Source organism: Paraburkholderia sp. Tr-20389 (assembly GCF_017104565.1).
In the GTDB taxonomy this organism is placed as follows: Bacteria; Pseudomonadota; Gammaproteobacteria; order Burkholderiales; family Burkholderiaceae; genus Paraburkholderia.
Genome location: NZ_JAAGPD010000006.1, coordinates 112,295 through 138,408, shown reverse-complemented (window position 1 = coordinate 138,408; position 26,114 = coordinate 112,295). Strand labels below are relative to the sequence as shown.

General features: G+C 62.1%; 20 protein-coding genes. 12 read left to right on the top strand and 8 right to left on the bottom strand.

The genetic code is table 11. The annotated features are described in order from the left end of the window. Window positions 1-16: 16 nt before the first annotated feature. Window positions 17-1,459 carry a PLP-dependent aminotransferase family protein gene (locus G3N95_RS09600; protein WP_205969755.1) on the bottom strand — a complete coding sequence of 481 codons (1,443 nt, stop codon included), beginning with the start codon at window positions 1,457-1,459 and terminating at the stop codon, window positions 17-19. A gap of 248 nt (window positions 1,460-1,707) precedes the next feature. Between G3N95_RS09600 and G3N95_RS09595 the strand changes: the two genes are divergently transcribed. The 3 genes from G3N95_RS09595 to G3N95_RS09585 all read left to right on the top strand — a co-directional run bounded on the left by G3N95_RS09595 (window position 1,708) and on the right by G3N95_RS09585 (window position 5,631). After that, window positions 1,708-3,159 (top strand): amino acid permease, encoded by a 1,452-nt coding sequence (locus G3N95_RS09595; RefSeq protein WP_205969754.1) that lies wholly within the window; start codon window positions 1,708-1,710, stop codon window positions 3,157-3,159. After that, complete coding sequence (locus G3N95_RS09590; RefSeq protein WP_205969753.1) at window positions 3,159-4,391, top strand: FAD-dependent oxidoreductase; 1,233 nt, start codon at window positions 3,159-3,161, stop codon at window positions 4,389-4,391. Before G3N95_RS09595 ends, G3N95_RS09590 begins: the two co-directional genes overlap by 1 nt. A 91-nt stretch (window positions 4,392-4,482) precedes the next feature. Further along, on the top strand, window positions 4,483-5,631 hold the full coding sequence (locus tag G3N95_RS09585; RefSeq protein WP_205969752.1) for a branched-chain amino acid ABC transporter substrate-binding protein: 1,149 nt from the start codon (window positions 4,483-4,485) through the stop codon (window positions 5,629-5,631). A 38-nt stretch (window positions 5,632-5,669) separates the two neighbouring features. Here the strand turns inward: G3N95_RS09585 and G3N95_RS09580 are convergent, their stop codons facing one another. From G3N95_RS09580 to tssJ, 4 genes are all read right to left on the bottom strand, one after another. Then, window positions 5,670-6,134 (bottom strand): GNAT family N-acetyltransferase, encoded by a 465-nt coding sequence (locus G3N95_RS09580; RefSeq protein ID WP_205969751.1) that lies wholly within the window; start codon window positions 6,132-6,134, stop codon window positions 5,670-5,672. Window positions 6,135-6,259: 125 nt separating this feature from the next. Further along, the gene (gene icmH, locus G3N95_RS09575; protein WP_205969750.1) at window positions 6,260-7,042 is read right to left on the bottom strand and encodes a type IVB secretion system protein IcmH/DotU; all 783 of its coding nucleotides are present in this window, start codon (window positions 7,040-7,042) and stop codon (window positions 6,260-6,262) included. Continuing rightward, window positions 7,039-8,382: a type VI secretion system baseplate subunit TssK gene (tssK, locus tag G3N95_RS09570; RefSeq protein ID WP_205969749.1), complete on the bottom strand. Its 1,344-nt coding sequence runs from the start codon at window positions 8,380-8,382 to the stop codon at window positions 7,039-7,041. The genes icmH and tssK overlap by 4 nt, the downstream gene beginning before the upstream one ends. 134 nt (window positions 8,383-8,516) lie before the next feature. Continuing rightward, entirely contained in the window at window positions 8,517-9,143 is a 627-nt protein-coding gene (gene tssJ / locus G3N95_RS09565) for a type VI secretion system lipoprotein TssJ (protein ID WP_205969748.1), read from the bottom strand. 349 nt (window positions 9,144-9,492) lie between these two features. On the opposite strand from tssJ, the gene G3N95_RS09560 reads away from it, so the two are divergent. The 9 genes from G3N95_RS09560 (at window position 9,493) to tssA (ending at window position 20,186) form a co-directional block, all read left to right on the top strand. Beyond that, the gene (locus tag G3N95_RS09560; RefSeq protein ID WP_205969747.1) at window positions 9,493-10,173 is read left to right on the top strand and encodes a tetratricopeptide repeat protein; all 681 of its coding nucleotides are present in this window, start codon (window positions 9,493-9,495) and stop codon (window positions 10,171-10,173) included. Window positions 10,174-10,213: 40 nt separating this feature from the next. Then, complete coding sequence (gene tssB, locus G3N95_RS09555; RefSeq protein WP_205969746.1) at window positions 10,214-10,747, top strand: type VI secretion system contractile sheath small subunit; 534 nt, start codon at window positions 10,214-10,216, stop codon at window positions 10,745-10,747. A 24-nt stretch (window positions 10,748-10,771) separates the two neighbouring features. Further along, window positions 10,772-12,259 (top strand): type VI secretion system contractile sheath large subunit, encoded by a 1,488-nt coding sequence (tssC, locus tag G3N95_RS09550; RefSeq protein ID WP_205969745.1) that lies wholly within the window; start codon window positions 10,772-10,774, stop codon window positions 12,257-12,259. Between the two features lie 75 nt (window positions 12,260-12,334). Further along, entirely contained in the window at window positions 12,335-12,838 is a 504-nt protein-coding gene (locus G3N95_RS09545; protein WP_205969744.1) for a type VI secretion system tube protein Hcp, read from the top strand. A gap of 75 nt (window positions 12,839-12,913) precedes the next feature. Beyond that, window positions 12,914-13,393 carry a type VI secretion system baseplate subunit TssE gene (gene tssE / locus G3N95_RS09540; protein WP_060610206.1) on the top strand — a complete coding sequence of 160 codons (480 nt, stop codon included), beginning with the start codon at window positions 12,914-12,916 and terminating at the stop codon, window positions 13,391-13,393. A gap of 55 nt (window positions 13,394-13,448) precedes the next feature. Further along, window positions 13,449-15,287 (top strand): type VI secretion system baseplate subunit TssF, encoded by a 1,839-nt coding sequence (gene tssF / locus G3N95_RS09535; protein ID WP_205969743.1) that lies wholly within the window; start codon window positions 13,449-13,451, stop codon window positions 15,285-15,287. After that, the gene (tssG, locus tag G3N95_RS09530; protein ID WP_205969742.1) at window positions 15,251-16,336 is read left to right on the top strand and encodes a type VI secretion system baseplate subunit TssG; all 1,086 of its coding nucleotides are present in this window, start codon (window positions 15,251-15,253) and stop codon (window positions 16,334-16,336) included. The genes tssF and tssG overlap by 37 nt, the downstream gene beginning before the upstream one ends. 42 nt (window positions 16,337-16,378) lie before the next feature. After that, a complete protein-coding gene (tssH, locus tag G3N95_RS09525; RefSeq protein ID WP_205969741.1) occupies window positions 16,379-19,033 on the top strand; it encodes a type VI secretion system ATPase TssH in 2,655 nt (884 codons plus the stop codon). Window positions 19,034-19,046: 13 nt separating this feature from the next. After that, window positions 19,047-20,186, top strand: a complete 1,140-nt coding sequence (gene tssA / locus G3N95_RS09520; protein WP_205969877.1) for a type VI secretion system protein TssA — start codon at window positions 19,047-19,049, stop codon at window positions 20,184-20,186. A gap of 39 nt (window positions 20,187-20,225) precedes the next feature. Here tssA and G3N95_RS09515 read toward each other — a convergent pair whose 3' ends face one another. Genes G3N95_RS09515 through tssM form a run of 3 tightly spaced genes read right to left on the bottom strand, consistent with a single transcriptional unit; the run spans window position 20,226 to window position 25,997 of the window. Further along, complete coding sequence (locus G3N95_RS09515; RefSeq protein ID WP_205969876.1) at window positions 20,226-21,128, bottom strand: OmpA family protein; 903 nt, start codon at window positions 21,126-21,128, stop codon at window positions 20,226-20,228. A gap of 16 nt (window positions 21,129-21,144) precedes the next feature. Continuing rightward, window positions 21,145-22,134: a type VI secretion system-associated protein TagF gene (gene tagF, locus G3N95_RS09510; protein ID WP_205969740.1), complete on the bottom strand. Its 990-nt coding sequence runs from the start codon at window positions 22,132-22,134 to the stop codon at window positions 21,145-21,147. Beyond that, on the bottom strand, window positions 22,131-25,997 hold the full coding sequence (gene tssM / locus G3N95_RS09505; RefSeq protein ID WP_205969739.1) for a type VI secretion system membrane subunit TssM: 3,867 nt from the start codon (window positions 25,995-25,997) through the stop codon (window positions 22,131-22,133). Before tssM ends, tagF begins: the two co-directional genes overlap by 4 nt. Window positions 25,998-26,114 lie beyond the last annotated feature (117 nt).

The window sequence follows — 26,114 nt, the reverse complement described above, 5'->3', positions numbered from 1 at the left end:
GCGCCGTTCGCGCAACTCAAATCGTACCGAACAGCGCACGCGGACGATCGCGCAATGCGTGTGCGAGCGTCTGCAACGCGCTGACCAGTTGCTCGCGCGATGACGCACACGCGAGATTGATCCGCACGCCGTGCTCGACCTCCGCGCGATCGACAGCGAACGCCGACGAAGGCATCACCACCACACCGCGCGCTTTGGCATTCGCCGCGAAATCGTCGGCGCGCCATGGCGGCGGCAGTTTGAGCCAGACGAACATGCACGCCGGATCGGACTCGAGCCATTCCTGAGGAAGAATCTGCCGCGCGAGATCGTGCCGCACACGAATCTCGGCCAATTGCGCGTCCATGATGCGGCGCGCGGTGCCGTCGTCGATCCACATCGTCGCGATGAGCATCGACATCGGCGCTGGCATCCATGCGGTCGTGCGCACGGCTTCGGCGGCGAGCGCGGAGCGTTCGGGCGGGCTCAGCAGATAGCCCAGGCGCAATCCGGGCGCGAGAATCTTCGACGTCGCGGCGATGTGGTACGTCAGCTCGGGACAGAGACTCGCAAGCGTCGGCAGGCGTTGCGAAACGAGCGGACCATACACGTCGTCTTCGATGATGGCCACGCTATAGCGACGCGCGATATCGACAAGCGCGACGCGCCGTTCGAGACTCATCGTCGTCACGGTCGGGTTCTGCAGATTCGGCACCGTGAAGATCGCCTTGACGGGCACGCGGCTGCAGATGCGTTCGACTTCATCGGTGACGAGGCCGTCGCGGTCGCTCGGCACGCTGACGATCTCGAACTGGAACACGGGCGCGAGCGCTTTGAGGCCGTAGTACGTGAGCCGGTCCGCGATGATCACGCCGTCCGTGCCGATCAGGCTGTTGAGCACGGCATACAGACCGTGCTGCGCGCCGCTGGTCACGACCAGATGCTCCAGCGAAGGCGTGAAGCCGGACGCGGCCATCCACTTCGCACCCGCCGCGCGCGCCCAGTCAGGGCCTTGCGGCGGCTGATATTCCTGTAGCTGGGCATAGCGCGGATCGCGTGGCAGATCGGCGAGCGTCGTGGCCAGGCACGACAGGAACTCGCCCGTCGCAGGGCGGTTGACGGTCAGATCGATGGCGCCGCCCGGCGCAGCGTTGGCCGCGCTCGCCGTTTCGACACGCGGCATCGCGCCGCCCGTCACGAGCGAGCCGCGCCGCTTGCTGCCGATCACGAGGCCGCGCAGCTGCAATTCCTTGTATGCACGCGACACCGTCGACACATTGATACCGAGTTCGGTCGCGAGTTGGCGCTGCGGCGGCAACCGGCTGCCCGGCGGATAGACACCACCGCGAATCTCGTCCTCGATCGACGCCGAGACCTCGATATAGGTCGCGCGTTTTGTCTGGACGGCACCGCTGTTTGTCTGGTCCGCCTCGGTGGCGGTGCCATTGCTGTGTGCCGTTTTGTGTCTGCTGGAAGCCATTGTCTTGCCCTGTCTCCATACAAAACAGGTTTTGTCTGCCTGTTTGTGCCAGTTCGCCGGATTTTATACCAGATCCTTGTTCGCGCCATGCTTTTCAAGCCCGGCAAGGAGCGCGCCCAACTGCGCCAGGGAAAATCCTGGACCACACAATGTGGTTTTTAATTGCACACAAAAATATGTTGTGTGATTCTTTGAATCAGGTTTTGTGTGGTCTTGAATCGAAGGATCGAGCGGGAAGGAGATTTCGCATGACAGAAAGCAGCACACACGGTCGTCCGGCAGGCGACGGTCAACAGAGCGCGACGCCCCGTCTGGGCGTGGCATTGCGACAGCGGCACGTCACGATGATTTCGCTCGGCGGCATCATCGGCGCGGGTCTTTTCGTGGGCAGTAGCGCGACGCTCAGCACGGTCGGGCCGGCTGCGTGCCTGTCGTATCTGGTCGCGGGCATCGTCGTGTTGCTGGTGATGCGCATGCTCGGCGAAATGGCGCTCGCCGTGCCGGGCATCGGCTCGTTCACCGAATACGCGCGCATCGGTCTCGGCGACTGGGCGGGCTTCACGAGCGGCTGGCTCTACTGGTACTTCTGGGTGATCGTCGTCGCCGTGGAAGCCGTCGCGGGCGCCGCGATCCTGCAGCGCTGGATACCGGCGCCCGTGTGGATGATCGGGCTGGTGCTGCTGTCGGTGATGACGTTCATCAATCTGATGTCGGTGAAGTCGTATGGCGAGTTCGAGTTCTGGTTCGCGTCGATCAAGGTCGCGGCCATCATCGTGTTCATCGTGATCGGCGCGGCCTGGGTATTCGGGCTTGGCCATACGCATGGCGCGTGGAGCAATCTGACGGCGTCGAAGGGCTTCCTGCCGTTCGGCACGATGTCGGTGTTCGCGGCCGTGCCGACTGTGATCTTCGCGGTGGGCGGCGCCGAAATAGCGACGATCGCCGCCGCCGAATCGGACAATCCTGCGAAGAGCGTCGCGGCGATGACGCGCTCGGTGATCCTGCGGGTGATCACGTTCTACGTCGGCTCGATGTTCCTGATTGCGTGCATCGTGCCGTGGACGAGCATCGTGACGGGCCACTCGCCGTTCGTCGCCGCGCTTGAAACGATGCGCGTGCCGGGTTCCGCCGACATCATGAATGCCATCGTGCTCGTCGCGGTGCTGTCGGCGTTGAATTCCGGGCTGTATGTGTCATCGCGCATCCTGTTCCGTCTCGCGGGCCGTGGCGATGCGCCGCGCGCGCTGCTGCGCCTCACGCCGTCGCGCGTGCCGCGTCTCGCCGTGCTGCTGAGCAGCGTGGTCGGCTACGTGGCGATCGTCGCGGCCATCGTGTCGCCGCAGGGCGTGTTTCTGTTCCTCGTGAACGCGTCGGGTGCGGTGATGCTGTTCGTCTACCTCGCGACCGCGCTCGCGCAAATTCGCATCCGCCGGCGTCTCACGGCGAAGGGCGTGCCGCTCGAACTGCCGATGTGGCTGTTTCCGTGGCTTTCGTATGCCGTGGTCGCGGCAATCGTCGGTGTGTTGCTGGCGATGGGCATGGATGCCGAACTGCGTCCGCAACTGATGGCGAGCGTCGCGAGTCTCGCGGTGGCGTCAGCGGCATGGCTGCTTGCGGCGAGACGGAGCAGTGCCGATGAAGGCACCCGCACCGGTTATCTCGACGCCGCCGACGGGCGCGCATTGTCGGGAGAGCGTTGATGGCAGAGATCGGCATTGTCGGCGCGGGATTCATCGGGCTTGCGAGCGCCGGCTGGCTGATGCGCGACGGGCATCGCGTGACGCTGTTCGATCCGTCCGGCGTCGCGCAGGGCGCGTCGTTCGGTAACGCGGGCACGTTCGCGCCGTATGGCTGCATTCCCGTGAACAACCCTTCCGTGTTTCGCGATCTGCCGCGGTTTCTGCTGTCGAGCGAGAGTCCGTTCCGCTTGCGCTGGAGCTATCTGCCGCACGTGTTGCCCTGGCTCGCGCGCTTCATGATCAGCTCGACGCGGCGCCGTTATGAAGCGAGCGCCGGCGCGCTCGCCGCGCTGCTCACGCAGGCCCAGGCCGGTTATGCGCCGCTGCTCGAAGAACCCGAGCTTGCGAAGTACGTGCGGCAGCGCGAATGTTTGTATCTGTACTCGAGCGGCGCGTCGTTCGATGCGTCGCGTGCTTCGCTGAATCTGCGCGAGCAACTCGGGGTGTCGTTCGACGTGCTCTCCGGCGCCGATGTGCGCGCACTCGAGCCATCGCTTGCACCGATCTTCGAGCGCGGCGTGCTGTTTAGCGACAGCTGGCACTTCTCCGATCCGCAGGGCTTTCTGCTGTCGCTGCATGAATTGCTCGCGGCGCGCGGGCTGGAGATGGAACGCAAGGCGGTGAATGCGCTTGCCCCTGCAGCACAAGGCGTGACACTGACGACGGACGACGGCGTACAACGCCGCTTCGATCACGTCATCGTCGCGACGGGCGCACGCTCCGCAAAGTTCGCGGCGCAATGCGGCGACCGTGTGCCGCTCGACACCGAGCGTGGCTATCACGTGCGCTATCGCGGCGCGACGCAACTGATCTCGCGGCCGGTCGGTTGGGCCGAACGCGGCTTCTACATGACGCCGATGGACGACGGCGTGCGTGTTGCCGGCACGGTCGAACTGGGCGGCTTCAGCGACGAGCGCAACCGTTCGCTGCTGGATTTGCTGACGTTTTCGTCCAGGCGCGCGTTACCCGCGTTGCAGCAGCCCGACAGTTCGTGGCTTGGCTTCCGGCCCACGCTGCCCGACGGCGTGCCCGTGCTCGGCCGTTCGAGCGCCAGCGAGCGCGTGATCTATGCGTTCGGCCATCAGCATCTCGGGCTGACGCTGGCGGGCGTGAGCGGGCGCATCGTCGCGGACCTGGTGGCGCGGCGCGCGCCGCCGCTCGATCTGTCGCGTTACGCGGCGACGCGGTTCTGAACGCATTACTCAACGGACGACTTCGACGCGTCGCGCATCGGGTCAGTCGACAAGCGAAACGCGCGACATCTTCTATCGACAGGAGCGCATCATGAATCGACGTACATGGCTGTTCAGGTTGGCAGTTTGCGCTCTCGCAGCGCAGACTTCGTTCGCATTCGGCGCCGATCCGGAGACCGTCAAGATCGGCTTCGTCGGCCCGTTGACGGGCCCCGTCGCGCGTGTCGGCAAGGATCTGCAATACGGCGCGCAACTCGCGCTCGACGAAGAGAACGCGAAGCAACCGACCATCGCGGGCAAGCCCGTGAAGTTCGTGCTCGACGTGCAGGACGATCAGGCCGATCCGCGCGTCGCGATCCAGGTCGCGCAAAAGCTCGTCGACGACGGTGTGGTCGGTGTGATCGGCCATTACAACTCGGGGTGCAGCATTCCTGCTTCGGCCGTGTATCACAACGCGAACGTCGCGATGATCACGCCCGGCTCGACCAATCCGCAACTGACGAAGCAGGGCTTCAAGAACGTATTTCGCACGATGGGGCATGACGGTATCGGCGGCGTGGTGGCCGGGCATTTCGTGGTCGAGCAGATGAAGGCGAAGCGCATCGGGATCATCGACGACCGCACGGCGTTCGGTCAGGGTCTCGCCGATGCATTCGAAAAAGGCGTGAAGGAGGCGAACGGCAACATCGTTTCGCGCGAATTCACCAATGACAAGGCCGTCGATTTCCGCGCGATTCTCACTTCGTTGAAGAGCAAGAACGTCGATGTGATTTTCTTCGGCGGGCTGGACGAGCAGGGCGCGATGCTGGTCAAGCAGATGCGCTCGCTCGGCATGCAGGCGCAACTGTTCGGTGCGGGCGCATTGAAGAGCAATGCGTTCCTGCAGATCGCGGGTGCTTCCGGCGAGCGTACGCAGGATCTCGAACCGGGGCCGGCGCTCGACAAGCTGCCCGCCGCGCAGGACTTCGGCAAGCGCTATAAGGCGCGCTTCAATCAGGAAGTCGAGCTGTACGCGCCGTTTGCCTACGATGCCGCGCTCGCGATGATCAAGGCGATTCACGACGCGAATTCGCTCGACCGGCAGAAGATCGTCGAGAGCCTGTCGAAGGTGTCGCTGACGGGCGTGACGGGCAAGATTACGTTCGATTCGTACGGCGATCTGATCAAGCCGCCTTATACGCTGTTCGAGGTGCAGCAGGGACAGTGGAAGAGCGTGAGGACAGTGGGGGGCGGGGCGTGATCGCCTGACTCATTCGTGCACGGGCTCGCGGCAACCGGTCATAGATCGAGTTCGAGAAACTGCGTGCCTTCTACGGGATTGAACACATACGCGGAGATAGGCCTGAAGCCCAACGACGCATAAAGCCGTTGCGCGGCTTGCATCGACGGCAGCGTGTCGAGCCGCATTTTCTGGTAGCCGGCGTCTTTCGCAGCCCGCACGACGGCTTGCGCAAGACGCCGGCCGAGTTGAAGACCGCGGCCTTCCGGGCGCACATAAAGGCGCTTCATTTCGCAGATGTCATGCTCGAACGGCCGCAGCGCGACGCTGCCGATCACGCGAGCATCATTGCGTGCGAGCAGAATCGCGCCGCGCGGCGGAGCATATTTGCCGGGCAGCGCGGCAAGCTCTTCGTCGAATGACTGAAAGCTTAGATCGATGCCGAGACTGTCGGCGTATTCGCGGAAGACCGCGCGAACGACATCGAGATCGTCGGGGAAGCAGGCAGGCTGGATGTCGGTCATCGAAGCCTCGTTGCCGATGGGGAATGTGTGCAGTGTAGACGACGTTGACCGCGTTGGCGGCGTCGTGCCGCGAGATGCAGAGAGACAAGCGCAAAGAATGCGCCCGCAAGCGGGCGCGTCAATAATCAAGGCAACGAGATCGTCAGATTCGCCGATTGCGGACCGAGCCGGATGATTTGCGAGTAGGGCGCGAGCGTGCGCAACGTCGCGTCTTTCAGATACGTGTTGAGCCCGAGGAACGCAACCAGCCCGACGAGCGCGAACACCGCGCCGATCGTCCACAGCGGCACTTCACGCTTGAGCCGATGCGCGATCTGATCGGGCAGAGACCAATGCGGCGCGAACGGCGCACGCTTGCCCTTCATATGCGCGATCTCATCGCCGAGACGCGCCGTCAGATACGCGAGCTTCTCCGGCCCTTCGAGCAGATACTTGCCCTGAAAGCCCAGCAGCAGACACATATGAAACACCTCGAGCGACTGCAGGCGCACAGCGCCTTGCGCGCGGCACTCTTCGAGATGCTGGAAGAACTTCTCGCCTGCAAGCTGCTCGCCGAACAACGCAAGCTGCAGCGGCCTACGCTCCCATTCAGTACGAATCGAAAACGGCGACGACAGTACGAGTTCGTCGACGGCCGCGCAGAACGCGAACTTTGCGGTGTACGCATCTTCTGCCGATACGTCGAGCTTCTTTGCACCGCGCTCGAAATCGTTCAGGAACTGCTGGATGCGGCTCATGAACTCGGCGGCATCGCCCGGTTCGCGGCCGTTCTTCAGCAGGAACAGCATGAAGAATCCGTCGTACAGCAGATCGAGCAGCGAGCGAACCTGATAGCTCGGCTGCAATGCCGACGGCGGCATCGCGGATGGCTGCGTGTTGGCATCGAACAGCGAAGGGGCGTAGCTCATGGTGTGACCGCGATCAGTTCAAGTTTGAGATCGTTGAGTCCCGACGGCGCGTAGATCACCGTCGAACGGGCCTGCAACATGCGCTCATAGAGCGCGCCGCGTGCTTCCAGCGAGAAGTAGCATGCGCCTGGCCGCACGGGGATTGCGGGCGGCACCTGTGGTGTGTACGCGAGCCGCACGCCCGGCATCGCGGAGAGGACGAGCTTGTCGACGTCGTCGGGCGCGCCGACCTTGAAGCGCGCGGGCACCGCATCGACGAGTTCGACGGCCGGCATGTCCGCCGACACGGCGAGGAAGAACTGCGTCTTGTCGTCGATCTTGCCGGAGTCGAGGCGCCCCGCATGGAACGACGGCCGCACTTCTTCGAGCGCGATTGCGAAGTAGCGCGTCGAGATTACCGTCTCGAGCAGGTCGCGCAACATGCCGTCGAGACGCGCGAAGCCCGGACCGGGATCGTCGTGACGATAGGCGGGCAGATCGGCGAGCGCGTAACCCTTCGAGAACGTCATCAGCTGTCCCGCAAGCCGCAGCAGTTCCTGGAAGAGCCGTTCGGGATGCAGTGCCGAATGCTGATAGAGATGCGCGAGCGCGGCGAATGCGGCGCTTGCGGTGTGCAGCAGCCAGAACGACGCAATGTCGCCCGAGCGGAATTCGATGATGTTTTTCGTCGGCTCGCGATGAAAGCCGTAGAGCGCATTGACCTTGGCCTGCAATGCGTCGATCAGCTGACGCAGCCTTTGATGCAGCAGCGGCGACGCATCGATAGCAAGACACGGCGGCACGAACGACTCGTCGAGTTCGAAGCCGGAAGTCGCCGTGCGGCGCACGCGCACGAGCGGCACCGATAGCAGTTGGTCGCGCGGTTCGCTATGGGCGATCAGCTTCACGCTGGTCTTGAGAAACGTGATGTCGGCTTCGGCGGCGTCGGTGAAATGGTCCGCTACGACACCCTGCTTGCTGACGTAGCGCGACACGAAGCCGTCTTGTTCCGTTGCATAGTTCTGCCCCGTCTCGCGCACCGGATGCAGCGCAAGATAAAACGTGAATTCATTGATGCCGTCGGGCAGCGTGTCGAGCGCCACGGGCGGCGGCAGATCGTCGGCCTGCGGCGCTGCATAGAGCGCACCGTCGGGAAACACGAGCGACAGTTCGCTCGCGCGCAGCACGTTGCTGCCGAGCGCATCGCGGTCGAACCGCACGGAGCGCACGCCCCAGTTGTACGGCTGAATGGCCTGGATCGACTCGAACAGGCGCGCCTCGTGGTACGCGTCCTGTCGCTGGAAATGCTGCGGCCTCAGGAAAAGGCCTTCCCCCCAAAGCACCTTTGCGGAATAACTCATCGCGAACCTGTCTTTATGCGAATTACATCTTTAGACACACGGATGGCAAAGCCTTTTCAGGCGGCCATTCGAATTTTTACCAAGCGACATTGTTAAATGTTAAATGTCATTTAAACGTCACGTTTAACCACGGCTTACCCACAACTTACCGATGACAGCAAATTCAATGGCTGCGCGGGCAATCCCTGTTCAGGCGGGACGACCGTGCCGTTTGTTACTGTCATTGCACAGTTATGCAGCCCGATCATTATGCCGGACTTCTCCGATTTTTCCGGATCGAACGCGAACTTCCAGCGCTGCATTGCCGGATCGCGGAATAGCGCGACGATACCGAATGCCTGCGCCTCACGCGAGACCTTTTCCGTCACGTTATAGCGCTGGCCCGGAATGAGCGTCACTTCACGCACTCCCAGCAGATCGCCGCCCAATGTGCTCTTCTCTTTGGCCGGATCAGTAAACGTATCGAACGGCGCCTGTTGAAAAGAAGTGGGATCTTTCAGCGTATAGAGACGCACGACGAGTGCGAGCGGTCGCCTGTCGTTAGCGGCATTCAGATTGGGCGCGGCGTAAAGTGTTAAACCGATATTACGTGGCGGCTTTTGCGAATCCGGCACGTCGGGCTTGCCGATGCCCGCAGCCTGCAGGGCTGACGAGGCGGCCGCTCCGAGCACGCTGACCCCTGCGGCGCAGCCCCCGAGCAATGCGCTTCCAGCCGCGCTCAATGCGATTAACAATGCAACCCGGATAGCACGCGTATTCATTCTGTATGGACCGGCATTCAAGCCGGCCTCCCCGTTGAATTGTCAATTAAAACGGTTGATAAGTGGTTCGTTTTCACCCTGCGCATGCCGGGCCGCAAGCAGCGGATTTGTGAACCTGCAACACGGCGATACAGGAAATTATTGCCGCCGATTCATGCGCATTGAATAGGCGGTGGCAATAAATTACCGGTCACGTTCAGGATATTGTATTGACGTGTTCTCCGAGTTTTACTTCTTCAGATGAAAGTTGAATTAATAAAAATTGGCCTGTACTATACGCGCGCACTTAGTGCAAAGCAAAACCCGTTTTCTTCATGAATTATAAAATTCGCACGGCGGTGAAACAACGATGAAAAATCGGCTCTTTACCAGTCTTTCTGGGGCAGTGCTGGTATGCGGCATGATTGCCGGATGCGCCACGCAGGGAAACTCCACTCCGCCTACGCCTGAAGCATTTAATAAGGCGCTCAGCGACGCAGATACCGTAGCGAAGAATGGCGATCAGGACCGCGCCATCGCGCTTTATCAGCAATTGGCCAAAACCGATCCGACACGTGAAGAGCCGTGGTCGCGCATTGCGCAGATCCAGTTCACGCAAGGTCACTACGGTCAGGCCATCGTTGCCGCGCAGGAAGCGCTGCAACGCGACCAGACCGATCGTCAGGCGAAGAGCGTGCTGGCCGTAGCCGGTCTGCGCGTCGCCACGCAATCGCTCGGCGAATTGCGTCAGGATGCGGCGCTCGCGGGCGACGCCAGGTCGGACGCGCAGACGCTTGCGAAGCAACTGCGCGACACGCTCGGCGAAGCCACGCTGTTCCCGCCCGACCCCAACGACAAGCCTGCACAGAAGAAGCGCCGTGTCGTCCGTCACGTCGCCAAACAGGCGCCGAAGGCAAACGATTCCGCGGACGCGAGCGCTGCAGCGCCCGCCGCGAATACGCCCGCGCAAGCGCCTGCCGCTCCGCCTGCGGCGCCCGCCAAAGCGGCGCAAAGCGGCGGCGCGTCCGATCCCTTCAGCGCGTTGCGCTGATATCAGGCTGGTCTGAACCACACGCACCCGGGAGCCGTCGATGGCCAAGAAAGAAAGTATTCAAAAGCGCCTGCAAAAAGTGCGGCCGCCGCGCGTACAACTGACCTATGAGGTCGAGCGCGGCGATGCGATCGAAGTGAAGGAACTGCCGTTCGTCGTCGGCGTGGTGGCCGATCTCGCCGGTCAATCGGAAGTCGAGCAGCCGAAGCTGCGCGATCGCAAGTTCGTCAGTATCGATCGCGACAATTTCGACGATGTGATGAAAGCGATCGAGCCGCGCGCCGCATTTCAGGTGGAGAACCGCTTGAGCAATGCGGGCGGCAAGTTCGGCGTCGACCTGCGCTTCCGTTCGATGGCCGACTTCAATCCCGACGAAGTGGTCGAGCAGATCGAACCGCTGCGCCGTCTGCTCGAAGCGCGTTCGAAGCTCGCCGATCTGCGCAACAAGCTGGCCGGCAACGACAAGCTCGAAGACCTGCTCGGCGAAGTGCTGAAGAACACGCAGCAGTTGCAGGCGCTCGCGGGCACGACGCAGCGCACGGACGTCGGCGACGCGTCCGACGAGAACAAGTAAGCCTCACGAGACACCGGGGGTAACATGAATCAGCAAGCGGCTGCGGCCCAATATACCGACGCGCAGGCAAGCGAAGGCACGTCGCTTCTCGATGAAATCGTCGAGAAGAGCAAGGTAGCGAAGTCCGAATCCGAACATGCACGTGCCAAGGATCTGATCGGTGAACTTGCGAATCAGGTGCTCGACGGCACGGTGATCGTATCCGACAACCTGTCCGCGACCATCGATGCGCGCGTCGCCGAACTCGACCGCCTCATTTCGGACCAGTTGAGCGCCGTGATGCACGCGCCGGAATTCCAGCGCATGGAAAGTACCTGGCGCGGGCTCGACTATCTGTGCAAGGAAAGCAACACAGGTTCGACGATCAAGATCAAGGCGCTGCATGCGCCGAAGCGCGACCTCGTGCGCGACTTCAAGACCGCGATCGAATTCGACCAGAGCGCGCTCTTCAAGAAAGTCTATGAAGAAGAGTTCGGCACGTTCGGCGGTTCGCCGTTCGGCACGCTGATCGGTGACTTCGAAGTCACGCGTCAGCCGGAAGACATGTACTTCATCGAGCAGATGTCGCACGTCGCGGCAGCCGCGCATGCGCCGTTCATCGCGTCGGCGTCGCCGGAACTGCTCGGGCTCGAAACCTTCGCCGACCTCGGCAAGCCGCGCGATCTCGGCAAGGTGTTCGATACCGTCGAATACGCCAAGTGGAAGTCGTTTCGCGACGCAGAAGATTCGCGCTATGTCGGCCTGACATTGCCGCGTTTTCTCGGTCGCCTGCCGTTCAATCCAAAAGACGGCGCCACGGCGGAAGGCTTCAATTTCGTCGAAGACGTGGACGGCACCGACCACAGCAAATACCTGTGGTGCAACGCTGCCTGGGCATTCGCCGCGCGTCTCACGGCCGCATTCGACGACTTCGGCTGGTGCGCTGCCATTCGCGGCGTGGAAGGCGGCGGCCTGGTAGAAGATCTGCCCACACACACGTTCAAGACCGACGACGGTGAAATTGCGCTGAAGTGCCCGACTGAAATCGCTATCACCGACCGGCGCGAAAAAGAACTGAGCGACCTCGGCTTCATTCCGCTCGTTCATTGCAAGAACTCCGACTACGCCGCGTTCTTCGCCGCGCAGTCCGTACAGAAGCCGAAAAAATACAACACCGATAGCGCGAATGCGAACTCCGTGTTGTCCGCGCAATTGCAGTACATCTTCTCGGTTTCGCGCGTTGCGCACTACCTGAAGGCAATGATGCGCGACAAGATCGGCAGCTTTGCTTCGGCGCAGAACGTCGAAGTGTTTCTGAACCGCTGGATCTCGCAATACGTGCTGCTCGACGATAACGCGAGTCAGGAACAGAAGGCGCAGTTCCCGCTGCGTGAGGCCTCGATTCAGGTCGCAGAAATTCCGGGCAAGCCTGGCTCGTATCGTTCGGTCGCGTTCCTGCGTCCACACTTCCAGCTGGATGAGCTCTCCATTTCCCTGCGGCTTGTTGCGGATCTGCCGAAACCGGCAAATTGATAAACGGAGTCAGTACACCCGGGTAGGCCGCCCGGGTGACTGTTAAAAACCACCTCTTTGGGGAGTCGGGCAATTATGAAGGATATCTACTTAAAATTCGGTAATCCTGCAATCAAGGGCGAATCTGCCGATAAGGATCACCAGGGCTGGATCGAAATAGATTCGTGGACGCATGCGATCACGCAACCGCGTTCGGCGACGGCATCGACAGCGGGCGGCCATACGTCGGAGCGTTGCGAACACAGCGACATGGAATTCACGAAGGACATCGACGTCGTGAGCCCGCTCTTGTATCAACACGCTTCGGGTGGCACGACCTTCGACGAAGTGACGATCGACTTCATGCGCTCGGACGGCGAAGGCAATCGCATCAAGTATCTCGAAGTGAAGCTCAAGTACGTGATCATTTCGAGCATTGCGCCGAGCGTGGTCGGTGAAGGTCTGCCCACTGAAGCATTCTCGCTGAAGTACGCTGCCGTGCAGTGGAAGTACACGCAGCAGAAGATCGGCGGCAATCAGGGCGGCAATGCGCAAGGCGCATGGAGCCTGACGAAGAACGACAAGACGTACGCGGTCTGATGGCGGCAGGTCCGTGCGCCGCTGCGCGCGCGGACCTGCGGTCGCGATTCCGTTGACGTCGCCCGGCGCATTCCGATGAAGCGATTCGAACCCAGTTTCTTCGACAAGCTCTTCGACGACGAACCGCATCTGCCGGCTCCCGCCGCGATGCGGCAACTGTCGCTGGAAGAATTGAAGTCGAATGTCGCGCGCGATGTCGAGGCGATCCTCAACACGCGTATCGCGTTGACGGAAGCCGACCTTGCCGCGTTGCCCGAGTGCCAGCGCTCGGTGCTCACTTACGGCTTGAACGACTTCTCGGGCTTGAGTCTCGCCAGTCATTACGATCGCATGTTCATCTGCAAGTCGATCCAGCAGGCGATCGGGCGGCACGAACCGCGGCTGCAGCAGGTTGCCGTGACGCTCGAATTGAACGAGCAGTCGACCAATGCGCTGTACTTCGCGATCCAGGCTTTGCTGGTCGTGCATCCGGCTGAAGAGCCGGTGAGTTTCGACGCGATGCTGCATCCGTCGACATTGCAATACTCGGTGACGCGCGCGCGCGCGAAACTGTGATACCGCGTGCCTGCGCGCAGGCCGAAGCGGAAAGATCTGGCTCGGGGATGGAGTAATGGAAGAACTGCTGCCGTATTACGAGCGAGAGTTGTCTTTCTTGCGGCGCTACTCGCGTGATTTCGCCGAGCGCTATCCGAAGATCGCTGCGCGTCTGGCGATGACGGGCGAGCATTGCGAAGACCCGCATGTCGAGCGGATGATCGAGTCATTTGCGCTTCTCGGCGCGCGCATCAACAAGAAGCTCGACGACGATTACCCCGAATTCACCGAAGCGCTTTTCGAAGTGCTTTATCCGCATTATCTGCGGCCGTTTCCATCCTGTTCAATTGCGCAATTCGGCGTGTCGGGCAGTGTCGGCAATCTGACGCAACCTGCAACCGTCGAGCGCGGTACCGAACTCAAGTCGCGTCCTATCCGGGGTGTGCAATGCCGCTTTCGCACCGCCTATGAGGTCACGCTCGCGCCCATTCGCATTTCCGAAGCGAAGTACACGACGGTCGCCATGGCGCCTGGCGCGACCGTGTTGCCCGCCAACGCGACGGGCATGCTGTCGATCACGATCGAATCGACGGCGCCGCAACTCGATCTCGGCGCGCTGAAGCTAAATACCTTGCGCGCGCATTTGCACGGAGAGCCATCGTTTGTGGCGGCACTCTCCGACTGCCTGTTCATGCATGCGCTGGCCGCCTACGTCGAGCCTGATCGTAACGCCGTGTGGAAAGCGCTGCGCACCATTCCCATCGAACAGGCCGGCTTCGACGAACAGGATGCACTGATCGACTATCCGGCGAAGTCGCATCCCGCGTATCGCTTGTTGACTGAGTACTTTGCGTTTCCGGACAAATTCAGTTTCGCCGATTTCGATCTCGCGTCGATACTGCGCGCAAGCGGCCGTTGTCAGCGCGTGACGCTGCACATCGTATTGAAAGACGTGCGTAGCGATTCGAACCTTGCGCGCCTGCTCGACGGCATGTCGGCGCAGCATCTCCGGCTGTTCTGCACGCCTGTCGTCAATCTTTTCCGGCAGCATGGCGAGCCGATCCGCGTCAGTCATCAGGCGGTGTCGTATCCCGTCGTCGCGGAAGCGCGCCGCGCCTTCGCGTACGAAGTCTATTCGATCGATTCGGTGAAACTCGTGCGTCAGCAGGCGCATGGCGAATCGGTGACGGAGTTCCGTCCGTTCTATTCGCTGCATCACGGTGAGGCGACTCATGCGGGCCACTACTGGTTTGCGCGCCGCAACGACTGGGTGGCGCAAAAGAGTCCCGGCTACGAAACGGAAATCTCCATCGTCGATATCGACTTCGAACCGGCCGCGCCGCAAACGGATACGTTGAGCGTCGACTTGACGTGCACGAATCGCGATTTGCCCGCGCAACTCGCGGCAGGACTCGAAGGCGGCGATCTGTTTCTGGAAGGCGGCTCGCTCGCGAGCACGCTCACGCTGTTGCGCAGACCTACGCCGAGCGTTCGCTTCGAACGGGGCCGCTCCGCGCACTGGCGTCTGATTTCGCATCTCGCGCTCAATCACGTATCGCTCGCGGCAAACGGGTTGGCCGCGCTCAAGGAAATGCTCGCGCTGTACGACCTGCGGCGCACGGCGGTGTCGGCGCGCCATGTCGACGGTATCGCAGGCATCGACCAGCGGGCGGCCGTGCAATGGTTGCCGGGCAATCCGTTCGCAACGTTTGTGCGGGGCATCGAAGTGCGTTTGACGGTGGATGAAGAACACTTCGTCGGCGCGAGTCTGGCTTCGTTCGTGGGCGTGATCGATCGCTTCTTTGGGCTGTATGTGCATCTGAACAGCTTTGTGCAACTGATCGTCGTGTCGAAGCGCACGGGCGAGGAGATCTTGCGATGCAAACCGCGCAGCGGCGAATCGATCCTGGTGTAGTCGAACAACTGCTCGACGAGCCGCATCGCTTCCAGTTTTTTCAGGCGGTGCGCCTGCTGGAAAAGTGGTTTGGGCAGGACGCGTCACAGCGTCCCGGCGATGTCGTCGCGCAACGCATGACGTTTCGCACGACGCTTTCGCTCGCCTTTCCGCCCAGCGAGATTCAGGGTGCCGTCTCATACGACGAAGATGGCAACGCGCTGAAGGACAAACCGCAACGCACGGCTGCGCTCGCTGACAACGCGATCGACAAGGTCGACCTGACACCCGCGTTCTTCGGCCTGCTCGGAGGCCAGGGTGCGTTGCCGTTGAACTATACGGAGCAACTGATCAATCGCGAGCAGTTGACGCGCGATCGCGCGGCACGCGAGTTCTTCGACGTGTTCTCGAATCGCGCGACGGCGCTCTTCTATGCCGCCTGGAAGAAGTACCGCTTGCCGTTGCACTACGAACTCGATCGTGACGAGCGCTACTTGCCGCTGCTGCTGTCGCTTGCAGGCGTCGCGGACGCGGACACGCGCGCGAGCCTGCAAAGCGGCAAAGGCGCATTGTTCGACGAAGCGATCGCGGGCCACGCGCTGGCTGCGCGTCATCGACCCGTATCGGCCGTGTATTTGCAGCGCAATCTGTCCGGGTACTTCAACGTGCCCGTGCGTGTGGAGCAGTTCGTCGGCAAATGGTATGACGTGCCGCGCGATCAGTTGACGGTTCTCGGCGGCGTCAACGCCACGCTGGGCGCAACGGCACTGGCGGGCACGCGTGTGTGGCAGCGCGACTTGCGCGTGCGTCTGCTGATCGGTCCGTTGAAAAAGGCCGACTACGAGGCGTTCCTGCCCGGCGCGGAACGGGCGGTTGCGCTGGAGCGCATGCTCACGCTGCTGGCGGGCGTCACGCTCGAATACGAGGTGAAACTAAAACTGCGCCACGAGGACGTCGGGCCGAGCATTCTCGGCAAGGGCTCGCGCCTCGGCTGGGACGCGTTCCTTTGCACGCACGAGATCGTCGAAGATCGTGCGGATGCACGCTACGAACTCCACGTGATTCACTGACGGCAACACAGAACGACACACGAAAACATCGGACAGTACGCCATGAGCACGCCTTTGAAGACCCTGATCGCCAAACTCAACCCGACGTGCCGGCAGGCAACTGAGCAGGCCGCGAGCCGCTGCCTGTCGCGAGGGCACTACGAGGTCGATCTCGAACATCTGTTCGGCGCGCTGCTCGACGAGGTCGCGAGCGACGTGCCGCTCGTGTTGCGCACAAGCGGCATCGATCTTCATGCGCTGCGCAGCGACCTCGACCGCGAACTAGAACGTCTGAAGACGGGCAATACGCGCACGCCGGTTTTCTCGGTGCATCTGATCGCGCTGTTCGAACAGGCGTGGCTGATTGCATCGCTCGATTCGCAGCTTGCGCGCATCCGTTCAGGGCATCTGTTGCTCGCACTGCTGAGCGCGCCCGACCTCGGGCAATTCGCGCAGCGCATGTCGCCGCTCTTTGCGCATGTGCGGGTCACCGAGCTGAAGCACAAGTTCGACGAGTTGACGCAAGGCTCGCGCGAAAGCGAGGTGACGGCCTCAACGACGGAAAATGCGTCTCCCGACGACGAGCATGCACGACTAAACGCCGCATCGAAAACGCCTGCACTCGATACCTACACGACGAACCTCACGCAACGTGCACGCGACGGACATATCGATCCCGTCATCGGCCGAGAAGCGGAAATCCGCCAGACCATCGACATTCTGATGCGTCGCCGCCAGAACAATCCGATCATGACGGGCGAAGCGGGCGTCGGCAAAACGGCCGTGGTCGAAGGTCTCGCGCTGCGCATTGCAGCCGACGACGTGCCGCCGCCTCTGCGCGGCGTGGCGCTACATGTGCTCGACATGGGGCTGTTGCAGGCGGGCGCGAGTGTGAAGGGCGAATTCGAGAATCGCCTGAAGGGTGTGATCGATGAAGTGAAGAAGAGCGCGCATCCCATCATTCTCTTTATCGACGAAGCGCATACGATCATCGGTGCGGGCGGCGCGGCGGGTCAGAACGACGCGGCGAATCTGTTGAAGCCGGCACTTGCGCGCGGTGAATTGCGCACCATTGCCGCGACGACGTGGAGCGAATACAAAAAGTACTTTGAAAAGGATGCTGCGCTAGCACGGCGTTTTCAGGTCGTGAAGATCGAAGAGCCGAATGAAACGCTGGCGTCGGCGATGTTGCGCGGCATGGCCGCGCTGATGGAGAAGCACTTCAACGTGCGCATTCTCGATCAGGCGATTACGGAAGCGGTGCGACTGTCGCATCGCTACATCAGCGGACGTCAGTTGCCGGACAAGGCGATCAGCGTGCTCGACACGGCTTGCGCGAAAGTGGCGCTTGCGCAAAGCGCAACGCCTGCGGCAATCGACGATACCCGCAAGCATATCGAGCGAATCGACACCGAGATCGCCGCGTTGGAGCGTGAGGTCGCAAGCGGCGCGGCGCACGATGAACGGCTGACGGAACTGCAAGGGCAGCGCGCGGCGGAGGTCGCGCGGCTGGAACACGATCAGGCGCGTTACGAAAAGGAACGTGCGATGGTCGGTGAAATCGTTGCTTTGCGCGAACAGCTCGACGCATCGCGCGACGGCAAGCACAGCACGGATGAAGCGGCGAACGCACGCGAAACACTCGAACGCCGTGTCGCCGAACTCGCGGAATTGCAGAAGACCACGCCGATGGTGCCGTTGCAGGTGGACGCGCACGTCGTCGCTGAAATCGTCGCGTCATGGACGGGCATTCCGCTCGGCCGGATGGTGAAGGACGAACTGCGCACCGTGCTGAATCTGCAGCCGCTGTTGACGGCGCGCGTGATCGGCCAGGATCATGCGCTCGAAGCGATTGCACAGCGCGTGCGCACCGCCAGCGCGAATCTCGAAGACCCGAACAAGCCGCGCGGCGTGTTCATGTTCGTCGGGCCTTCGGGTGTCGGCAAGACGGAGACGGCGCTGGCGCTGGCCGACATTCTCTACGGAGGCGAGCGCAAGATGGTCACGATCAACATGAGCGAATACCAGGAGGCGCACAGCGTATCGGGCCTCAAGGGTTCGCCGCCGGGCTATGTCGGATATGGCGAGGGTGGCGTGCTGACGGAAGCGGTGCGCCGCAATCCGTATTCCGTCGTATTGCTCGATGAAGTCGAAAAGGCACATCCCGATGTACTCGAAATGTTCTTCCAGGTGTTCGACAAAGGCACGATGGACGATGCCGAAGGACGTGAGATCGATTTCCGCAATACGCTGATCATCCTGACATCGAATGTCGGCTCGTCCGCCGTGATGCAGGCGTGCCTGAACAAGAGCGCTGAAGAACTGCCTGACGCCGGGACGCTCGCGGAAACGCTGCGCCCGCAGTTGTATAAGGCATTCAAGCCCGCGTTTCTAGGCCGCATGAAAGTCGTGCCGTATTACCCGATTTCGGACGACGTGCTCGCCGAGATCATCGAACTGAAACTCGAACGCATCCGACGGCGTATCGAAGCGAACCACAAGGCCGCGTTCGAGTGGGACGAATCGCTCGTCGATGCCGTGCTCGCGCGTTGCACCGAAGTGGATTCGGGCGCGCGTAACGTCGATCACATTCTGAACGGCACGCTGCTGCCGGAAATTGCGCAGCACGTGCTCGAACGGATCGCCGATGGCGTGCCGATCAAGCGGATCGGCGCACGCGCGACGGAAGCGGGCGAGTTCGACTACACCGTTGTCTGAGATGCTCCAGAACATGCCGACCAATTTCACTACATTGCTTGAACCCATTACGGAAGCCTCGCCTTGCGGCGATGATCTGCTGTTCTCGGCGGAATTCGATGCGATCCAGCATGCACGCCGCTTTGACGATGCATCGCTGGACCAGGGCGAATGGGTCACGGAAATCAAGGAAGCCGACTGGGCTTTCGTCATCGAGCAATGCACGGCGTTGCTGAAAATGCAGACCAAAGATCTGCGGCTCGCTGCCTGGCTGACGGAAGCGCTAGCCATCGAAGAGGGCACGACCGGGCTCACGCAAGGCTATTCATTGCTGGCGGGTTTATGCGAGCGCTATTGGAACAGTGTGCATCCACTCGTCGACGGCGATGACGCGGAGTACCGTCTCGGTAATATCGGCTGGCTGGTGGTGCGCACAGCGGAGTTGCTGCGCGCGCTGCCCATCACGCAGGCGCCGGGCAGTTCGTTCAGCACGCTCGATTGGGACGTGGCCACGCATGTCGCTCAAGCCGTCAGGCGCGACCCTGAGCACGCGGGCGATATTGCGCGCGGCAAGCCATCGAACGAACAGATCGAGATGTCCAAGCGTTCGACGCAGCCCGCTTTTTACACGGTTCTACTCGCCGACCTGCGGGCATTCGAAGCGGCCATGCGCTCGCTCGAAAGCGAACTGGAGCGTCACGCGGGCGACGCCGCGCCGAGCTTTCGTCAGGCGAAGGAAGCTTACGAAGCCGTGTATCGGCTTGCCGAGCGCTTCGCGAAAGATGTGGGTGCGAACATCGGAAGTACGGCAAGCGTGCCGACAACCGCCACCGCGCCGCAAGAACAACAACCATCACTCGAAGAACGCACCGAGCCGACGTTCGGTACGCCGCCTCAGTTCGAGGAGCCACCGTTGCCCATGCCGACCATGACCGTGTCCAATCCGACGCCTAACGTCATTCAGACTCGTGCACAGGCCGTCGCGCAACTGCGTGCGGTCGCGCGCTTCTTCCGTCATACGGAGCCGCACAGTCCCGCCGCATATCTCGCGGACAAGGCTGCGGAGTGGGCGGATATGCCGCTGCACCAGTGGCTCGCGACCGTCGTGAAGGACGACGGCTCGCTTGCGCATATCCGTGAGATGCTGGGCGTGAAGCCCGATGACAACAACTAGAAGCCAACGGCGCGCTGCGCCAGGGCAGCGCGCATTGCATCAGGAGCCCGCGCGGAATTCGATGCGCCGGTTGCGCGCGCGGCCATCTGCGGTATCGTTCGATGCGATCGGCTGATCGGGCCCGACACCAAGCGTCGAAAGCTGTTGAGGCGAAATGCCCTTCGCGACGAGATAACCCTTCACCGCATCCGCGCGCGCCTGGCTCAACGCGATATTGGTCGTGCGATTACCCGACGTATCCGTGTGTCCGATGATGGCGACCTGCTTCGTCGTCATTTTCGTGAGCACCGACGCCATCTGATCGAGAATGGCGCGGCCTTGCGGCGTCAAGGTCGCGCTGCCCGTTTCGAATTCGATCGTGCGATTCGCAAGCGTCTGATCGAGCAGACCCTGTTCGGACGCGCTCACGCGCAAGGCGTTCCTGATCGTATAAGTCGGGTTCAACGCATTGGCCATGTCGCTGGCAAGCTGCTGGCGCTGCGCTTCGTTGCGCACTTCGCCCTTCACTTCAATCGACGTGCCGTCGATCTTCAACTGTCCCTTGCTGATCTGCTTCAACTCCGGCCCGATCAGCTTCTGCACGTTCGCACTCCAGTTGGGCGGCGTCGCGACGTCGCCGATCTCGATCTGATCGACGACATTCGCGGCGCCATACGTGTCGCGCAAACGCGCGAGCACGGCGGCCTTGGTTGCTTCGTCGGGTAGCTTGCCACCCACGACCACCTGGCCCGGCGTCGTGTTGGCGGCAGGCGGTGCCGAGGTGACGGCGCCCGTTGCAGCCGGCGCCGAGGTGCTGGAAGCGGGCGAGGGCAAAACGGTCGTATGGATCTTGCTGCCGCTGTTGTCGACGGGCGTGACGTTCGCGGGGCCGGCATTATCGGCGAGTGCGTTGCCGCTCGCGGTCGCGGCGATCAAGGTGGCCGCGAGCAGAGTGCGCTTCATTTGCGTCGTCATGGTCTTACGCTCCTGCAAACGCTTCGCGGAACGTGTCGATGCTGACGCGTAGCGACAATTGCGGTTGATCGAGATAACTGACGAGCTTGCTGATGCCATGATCGTTGTGTGCGTGGTCGTCGATCCATTCGGGATCGTCGATGTCGATGTTGTGCTGCGCGTACGCTTGCGGATCGACGACACTGTGCAGCGTTTTCGCTGATGCACCGTTGAAGCCGATCACGAGGCGTTCGCGCTGTGCGATCGTGCCGATGAAAATGGCCAGTTCGAAATCGGCATGCGCGACGAAGGGCGCGATCAGTTCGAGCCAGAAGGCCGCGACGAGCGAGCGATAGAACGGATCATTCGGCAACGGCAACGTGAGACCGCGTTCGAGGTGCGATGTTCCGCTCGTCATCACGGGGCGCAGCAACGAGCCGAGCGCGAGCATCGCGCCGCGCAGCCGCACGGGGTGCCCGCTCGCGAGCAGCATCTGTTCGAGCCCCGACAGTGTTTGATGCTCGACGAAATCGTTGAACGTGCCGTCGTGCGGATTGCCGGGCCCGGCAATTTCGATGGGCACCTGAGTTTCGCCGAGCGCTTGCAGCGCGCCGGCCGGTTCCGTTGCATCGAGAAGCGGCTTCATCTGCGCCGACACGCGTGACCACAGGCGCGCAAAGGCGAGCGGACTGCGCGCGAAGAACGCAAGCGGGCGGTCCACTTCGAGCGCGGTGGCGGCGAGAAACGGAAAGCGCCGAGCCGACTGGTCCTGGCTCACGACCATGTGTCCCGCGATTGCGAGCTTGCTGCGCGAGCCGAGAAACGCGAAATGCATCGGCTTCGCGCTCTCGTACACGATTTTCCAGCGCGGATCTTCAGCGAGCAGTTCCATTGCCTGCGCGATCCAGCGGTCGAGCGTTTGCAGCAGTTGCGGATTGTGCGCGCTTTTCACGAAGTCGCCGCGCGACGGAATCTTGCCGAAGTAGGCGATTTGCGCCTGCACGGTCTGGCTCATTGCGCGCTCCCGTTATTGGTGGCGGCGACGGCCGTCGTCACCGTGGCCGGCGTGACTGCGGGCGTCGATGCCGCAGCGGTCGTGCCCACTGCCGTGCCCGCGGGCGCGCCGACATCCGCGATCGACGACGGCAGCTTCAGGCCGCGCAGGGATTGTTGTTGAGGCGCATCGCCGCTCGCTGTCGCCTGCGACGTGCTGATGATGCGCATGCTCACCGCGACGCTCACGCTGCCTTGTGTCCATTCGAGATCGAACGTGCCATCCGGACGGCGCTTGCGCTGCGCCGAGTTGATGAGTTTCTCGAGACCGTAGCGGCCCGGTTCGTTGACGAGCTGAATCGTGCGGCCGTCGAAGGTCGTCGCCGACAGCGTCGCGCCGGGCGAGCCCGACGGATTCGGCCACACGAAGTTCGTCCATTGCGGCGGCGTGTTGCGATAGCGCAGTTGCTGGCCGTCGATCGCAATCGTGTACTCGGTCGTGCCGCTGCTCGGCTGCGGCAGGATCTGGAACACGGTCTGCGGTTCGGACGACGCCTGTGCACCGCCCGCGGCTCCGCCTGCAAGCGGTGCGACCCAGCGCGAGAAGCCGTTCGTGAAGTCGGGCGTCAGTGCGACACCCATGTCGCCCCACGTGCGTGCGGTGAGTGTGTCGCCGCGACGCACGGCGAGCGGTCCAAGCGTGGTGCCGACGAACTTCGCGACGGCGCCGTCCGGCCCGAAGATCTGCGCGATCTCGCTCGCACCCGCTTCCACCTTCGCGTCGCCTGCAAACGGGTACTTGCTTGCCAGCGACGCCTGGAAGGGCTGATACACCTGTGCGTTCCACACCTTGTTCAACTCGGCGCTGGCGGGCTGGATCACGACGGCGTATGCCTGCATCAGCGGACGCACGAGCAGAGGACGCAGGGCTTTGCGCTGCGCGTCGGTGAGGCCAGTCAACATCTGTTCGTCGACGTACTTGAGCGAGTCGGAGAGTTCGGAGCCGTTGCCGTCGAGCGTCTGTTGCATCAGCTGGCGCGCGCCCGGACCCGGATCGCCCTGGTTCTTCAACACGTTGAAGCGCGTGCGCACCTTCGACAACGAGTCCATATAACCGCGCAGCAGCGACACGTCGCCATTCTTCACGACGATGCGCGCAAGGCCCGCGAAGTCCGCGCCGACCGGTCCCATCGGCAGATCGACGGGCTTGCCGTTGATGTCGATGTTCGCGTTCATCGGCGCAGCGGGCGTGCGCGAGAACCACTGCTTGACCCAGTTCACGACGCCGCCTTGCGCGCTCTTCAACGCGACGTTTGCGAGCGACGGGTTGTCCCACGATGTCTGCTCGTACGCGGTTTCGAGGACCTTGCGAATCGGCGAGTCTTGCGGATCGCCGAGACGGTTCATCGCGTCGACGGCCTGATTGAAGTTGCCGAAGCTCTGCACCGCGATGCCCTGCATGAACTTCTGCCAGTGCTGCGCATACTCGGTCTTGTACATGCCGACGAGCGCCTTCTGGATCTGCTCCGGGCTGCCTTCGAGCGTGAGGTCGTCGCGTGCGGACGTGTTGAGCACCCAGTCCTTCGCCTGCAGTTCCTTCGTGGCGGCGTCGCGAATGGCCGGCTGCACGTACTGGAACCACGCGTCGCGCGTAAAGGTGCCGGGGATTGCGTAGCTGCCCGCGATCACACCCGCGTTGTTCTCGCCGACGATGCGTGCAATCGTCATCGGCGCAAAGCGCGTCGACGCGCGCGCCTTGATCTCTTCATACACGCGTTGACGCGCCGGCATGCCGCGTACGACGCGGCGCAGGTTGTCGCGCGTCTGGTCGACGAGCGAAAGATTCGCGTCGATCATCGGCCAGTCGTCGTCGCTGACGCGCGACAGGTAGAACGTGATCATGCGCTCTGCGCTCTTGATCATCTCGTCGCGCGGCATGTTGCTGCGATTCTGTTCGAGCCAGCCGCGCCAGAAGCGCGCGACCTGATCCGTCAGATGCGCGGTTTCGACATGGCGCTTGTCGGACAGCATCAGGTAGGTCTTCAGTGCGTTGTATGCGTCCTCGACGTTGCTCGGCGATGCATCGCTATAGAGGCCGCCCTGGGTCGCGGACGTCATCGCCGTATGCGCGGACACGGGGATCGCGCCGGAGTCGGGCGTGTGCGTCATCGGCGCGAGCTGGTCGGGATGGGCGTCGACCTCCTTGAGGAATGACGCGAGGCTTTGCGAAACGGGCGTCAGCATGATCTGCCTGATGCCGTTGTAGTACTCGGTCAATAGACGCTGTTCGAGACGGTCGCCCTGATACAAGCCCAACGACACCGACAGCGGACGCTCGCGGCGGAACTGTTCGAGCTGCTCGATGCGGTCTTCGAGCACGTCCATTGCTTGCAGGCGCGATTGCAGATCGTTGCGGCCCTGCTGCATGCGAACCACGTTGTCGAGGTCGGCTTGCACGTTGGCGGCGAGTTGCTGGTTGCCGATCGTCGACCATGTCCAGCCGCCCAGCGCGAGCGCGAGAATCGCGACGAAGCCGAAGAACGTCGCGTAACGCAGTCGCGCCTTGGCGGGACTCGCGAATTGCCGCACCGTTTGACGGTCCGCGAAAATGACCTTGGAAAACAGGTCGCGCAGGAAGAAGCCGTTCTTCGAGTACGCGCTTTGCGGCTTGGGCAGTGCGTTCGAACTGAGGCCGAAGCGATTCGCGATGCGTTGTGCGGCGGCGCTGTTCGTCTCGCCTTCCTGCAATGCGCTCGTGAAATAGAAGCCGCGGAAGATCGGTTTGTACTGGAAGGGGTTGTTCTCGAACAGCGTAGCGATGAACGCGCGCAAAGAAGGTTTAATGGTCGAGAACTCCAGCGGGAAGCTCAACTGGCCGGGCGAGAGCTTGTTGCCGCGGCTGATGGACAGTTGCGCGACGCTGATTTCCTTTAGGCCTTCGTAGAGTTCTTCGAAATGCTGGTCGAACAGCGCGACTACGTCGCGCTTCTCGTCGGGCTGATAGGGCAGCGTGGCGCCCCACACGCGGTCGTACTCGTGACGCTCGTTGCCGCTGAAGAATTCGGTAAAGCCGGTGATCAGATCGGCCTTCGTGAACATCACGTACACGGGCGCGAACACTTCGAGCTTTTCGGTCAATTCCTGCACGCGCTGGCGCAGATTCTTCGCGAGGTTGATCGCGAACTCCGGTTTGCTGCCCGTCAGTTCGGCGATGCTCGCCGTAACGATGATGCCGTTGATGGGCGCTTTCGGACGGAAACGTTTGAGCAGGCCGAGAAAACCGAGCCATTCAGTGCGGTCTTCTTCATGCACCGAATAGCGGCCTGCCGTGTCGAGCAGAATGCCTTCCGTCGTAAAGAACCAGTCGCAGTTGCGCGTACCGCCGATGCCGTGCACGACGGCATCGTTCTTGTCGGCGAACGGAAATTGCAGGCCCGAGTTGAGCACGGCGCTGCTCTTGCCCGCCGCCGGGTTGCCGATCACGATGTACCACGGCAGTTCGTAGAGCGCGGAGCCCCCCGACGTCTGGCCGATCTTCGATGTCTTGATAGTCTTCACGGCGTCGACGAGGCGCGTGCGCAGCACATCGAGATCCGCCTGACGCGTCGGCGCTGCGGGCGCGGACGCGGCGGCCGGCACGTCGTTGCCGACCTGCGCCTGCTGTTCGAGCATTTCACCGAGCTTGCTGTTCGCGCGGCGAATACGGATGCGTCTGACGATCCAGACGACGATCAGTAACGCGATCGACGCGCCGACTGCAATGGCCGGCCAGACGGGATCGATCTGGAAAAAGTCGGCGGCGACGAACAGCACGGCCGCGAGCGCAAGCACGCCGACTACCGTCAGCGTGCGTCTGGAGGTCAACCCGTTGAGGAAGCGTTGCATAGGCCTGTCAGGTCTTGATGATAGGAATAGCGTGTGAAAGAACGTCTAATACGACGCAATCAGCCTTTAACGGTCAATTGACCGGCCGTTTCAATGCGTCACGGATAAAAATCGAAT

Coding starts and splice junctions, on each gene's coding strand:
- G3N95_RS09600 (WP_205969755.1), bottom strand. CDS start 1,459: ATGGCTTCCAGCAGACACAAAACGGCACACAGCAATGGCACCGCCACC.
- G3N95_RS09595 (WP_205969754.1), top strand. CDS start 1,708: ATGACAGAAAGCAGCACACACGGTCGTCCGGCAGGCGACGGTCAACAG.
- G3N95_RS09590 (WP_205969753.1), top strand. CDS start 3,159: ATGGCAGAGATCGGCATTGTCGGCGCGGGATTCATCGGGCTTGCGAGC.
- G3N95_RS09585 (WP_205969752.1), top strand. CDS start 4,483: ATGAATCGACGTACATGGCTGTTCAGGTTGGCAGTTTGCGCTCTCGCA.
- G3N95_RS09580 (WP_205969751.1), bottom strand. CDS start 6,134: ATGACCGACATCCAGCCTGCCTGCTTCCCCGACGATCTCGATGTCGTT.
- icmH (WP_205969750.1), bottom strand. CDS start 7,042: ATGAGCTACGCCCCTTCGCTGTTCGATGCCAACACGCAGCCATCCGCG.
- tssK (WP_205969749.1), bottom strand. CDS start 8,382: ATGAGTTATTCCGCAAAGGTGCTTTGGGGGGAAGGCCTTTTCCTGAGG.
- tssJ (WP_205969748.1), bottom strand. CDS start 9,143: ATGAATACGCGTGCTATCCGGGTTGCATTGTTAATCGCATTGAGCGCG.
- G3N95_RS09560 (WP_205969747.1), top strand. CDS start 9,493: ATGAAAAATCGGCTCTTTACCAGTCTTTCTGGGGCAGTGCTGGTATGC.
- tssB (WP_205969746.1), top strand. CDS start 10,214: ATGGCCAAGAAAGAAAGTATTCAAAAGCGCCTGCAAAAAGTGCGGCCG.
- tssC (WP_205969745.1), top strand. CDS start 10,772: ATGAATCAGCAAGCGGCTGCGGCCCAATATACCGACGCGCAGGCAAGC.
- G3N95_RS09545 (WP_205969744.1), top strand. CDS start 12,335: ATGAAGGATATCTACTTAAAATTCGGTAATCCTGCAATCAAGGGCGAA.
- tssE (WP_060610206.1), top strand. CDS start 12,914: ATGAAGCGATTCGAACCCAGTTTCTTCGACAAGCTCTTCGACGACGAA.
- tssF (WP_205969743.1), top strand. CDS start 13,449: ATGGAAGAACTGCTGCCGTATTACGAGCGAGAGTTGTCTTTCTTGCGG.
- tssG (WP_205969742.1), top strand. CDS start 15,251: ATGCAAACCGCGCAGCGGCGAATCGATCCTGGTGTAGTCGAACAACTG.
- tssH (WP_205969741.1), top strand. CDS start 16,379: ATGAGCACGCCTTTGAAGACCCTGATCGCCAAACTCAACCCGACGTGC.
- tssA (WP_205969877.1), top strand. CDS start 19,047: ATGCCGACCAATTTCACTACATTGCTTGAACCCATTACGGAAGCCTCG.
- G3N95_RS09515 (WP_205969876.1), bottom strand. CDS start 21,128: ATGAAGCGCACTCTGCTCGCGGCCACCTTGATCGCCGCGACCGCGAGC.
- tagF (WP_205969740.1), bottom strand. CDS start 22,134: ATGAGCCAGACCGTGCAGGCGCAAATCGCCTACTTCGGCAAGATTCCG.
- tssM (WP_205969739.1), bottom strand. CDS start 25,997: ATGCAACGCTTCCTCAACGGGTTGACCTCCAGACGCACGCTGACGGTA.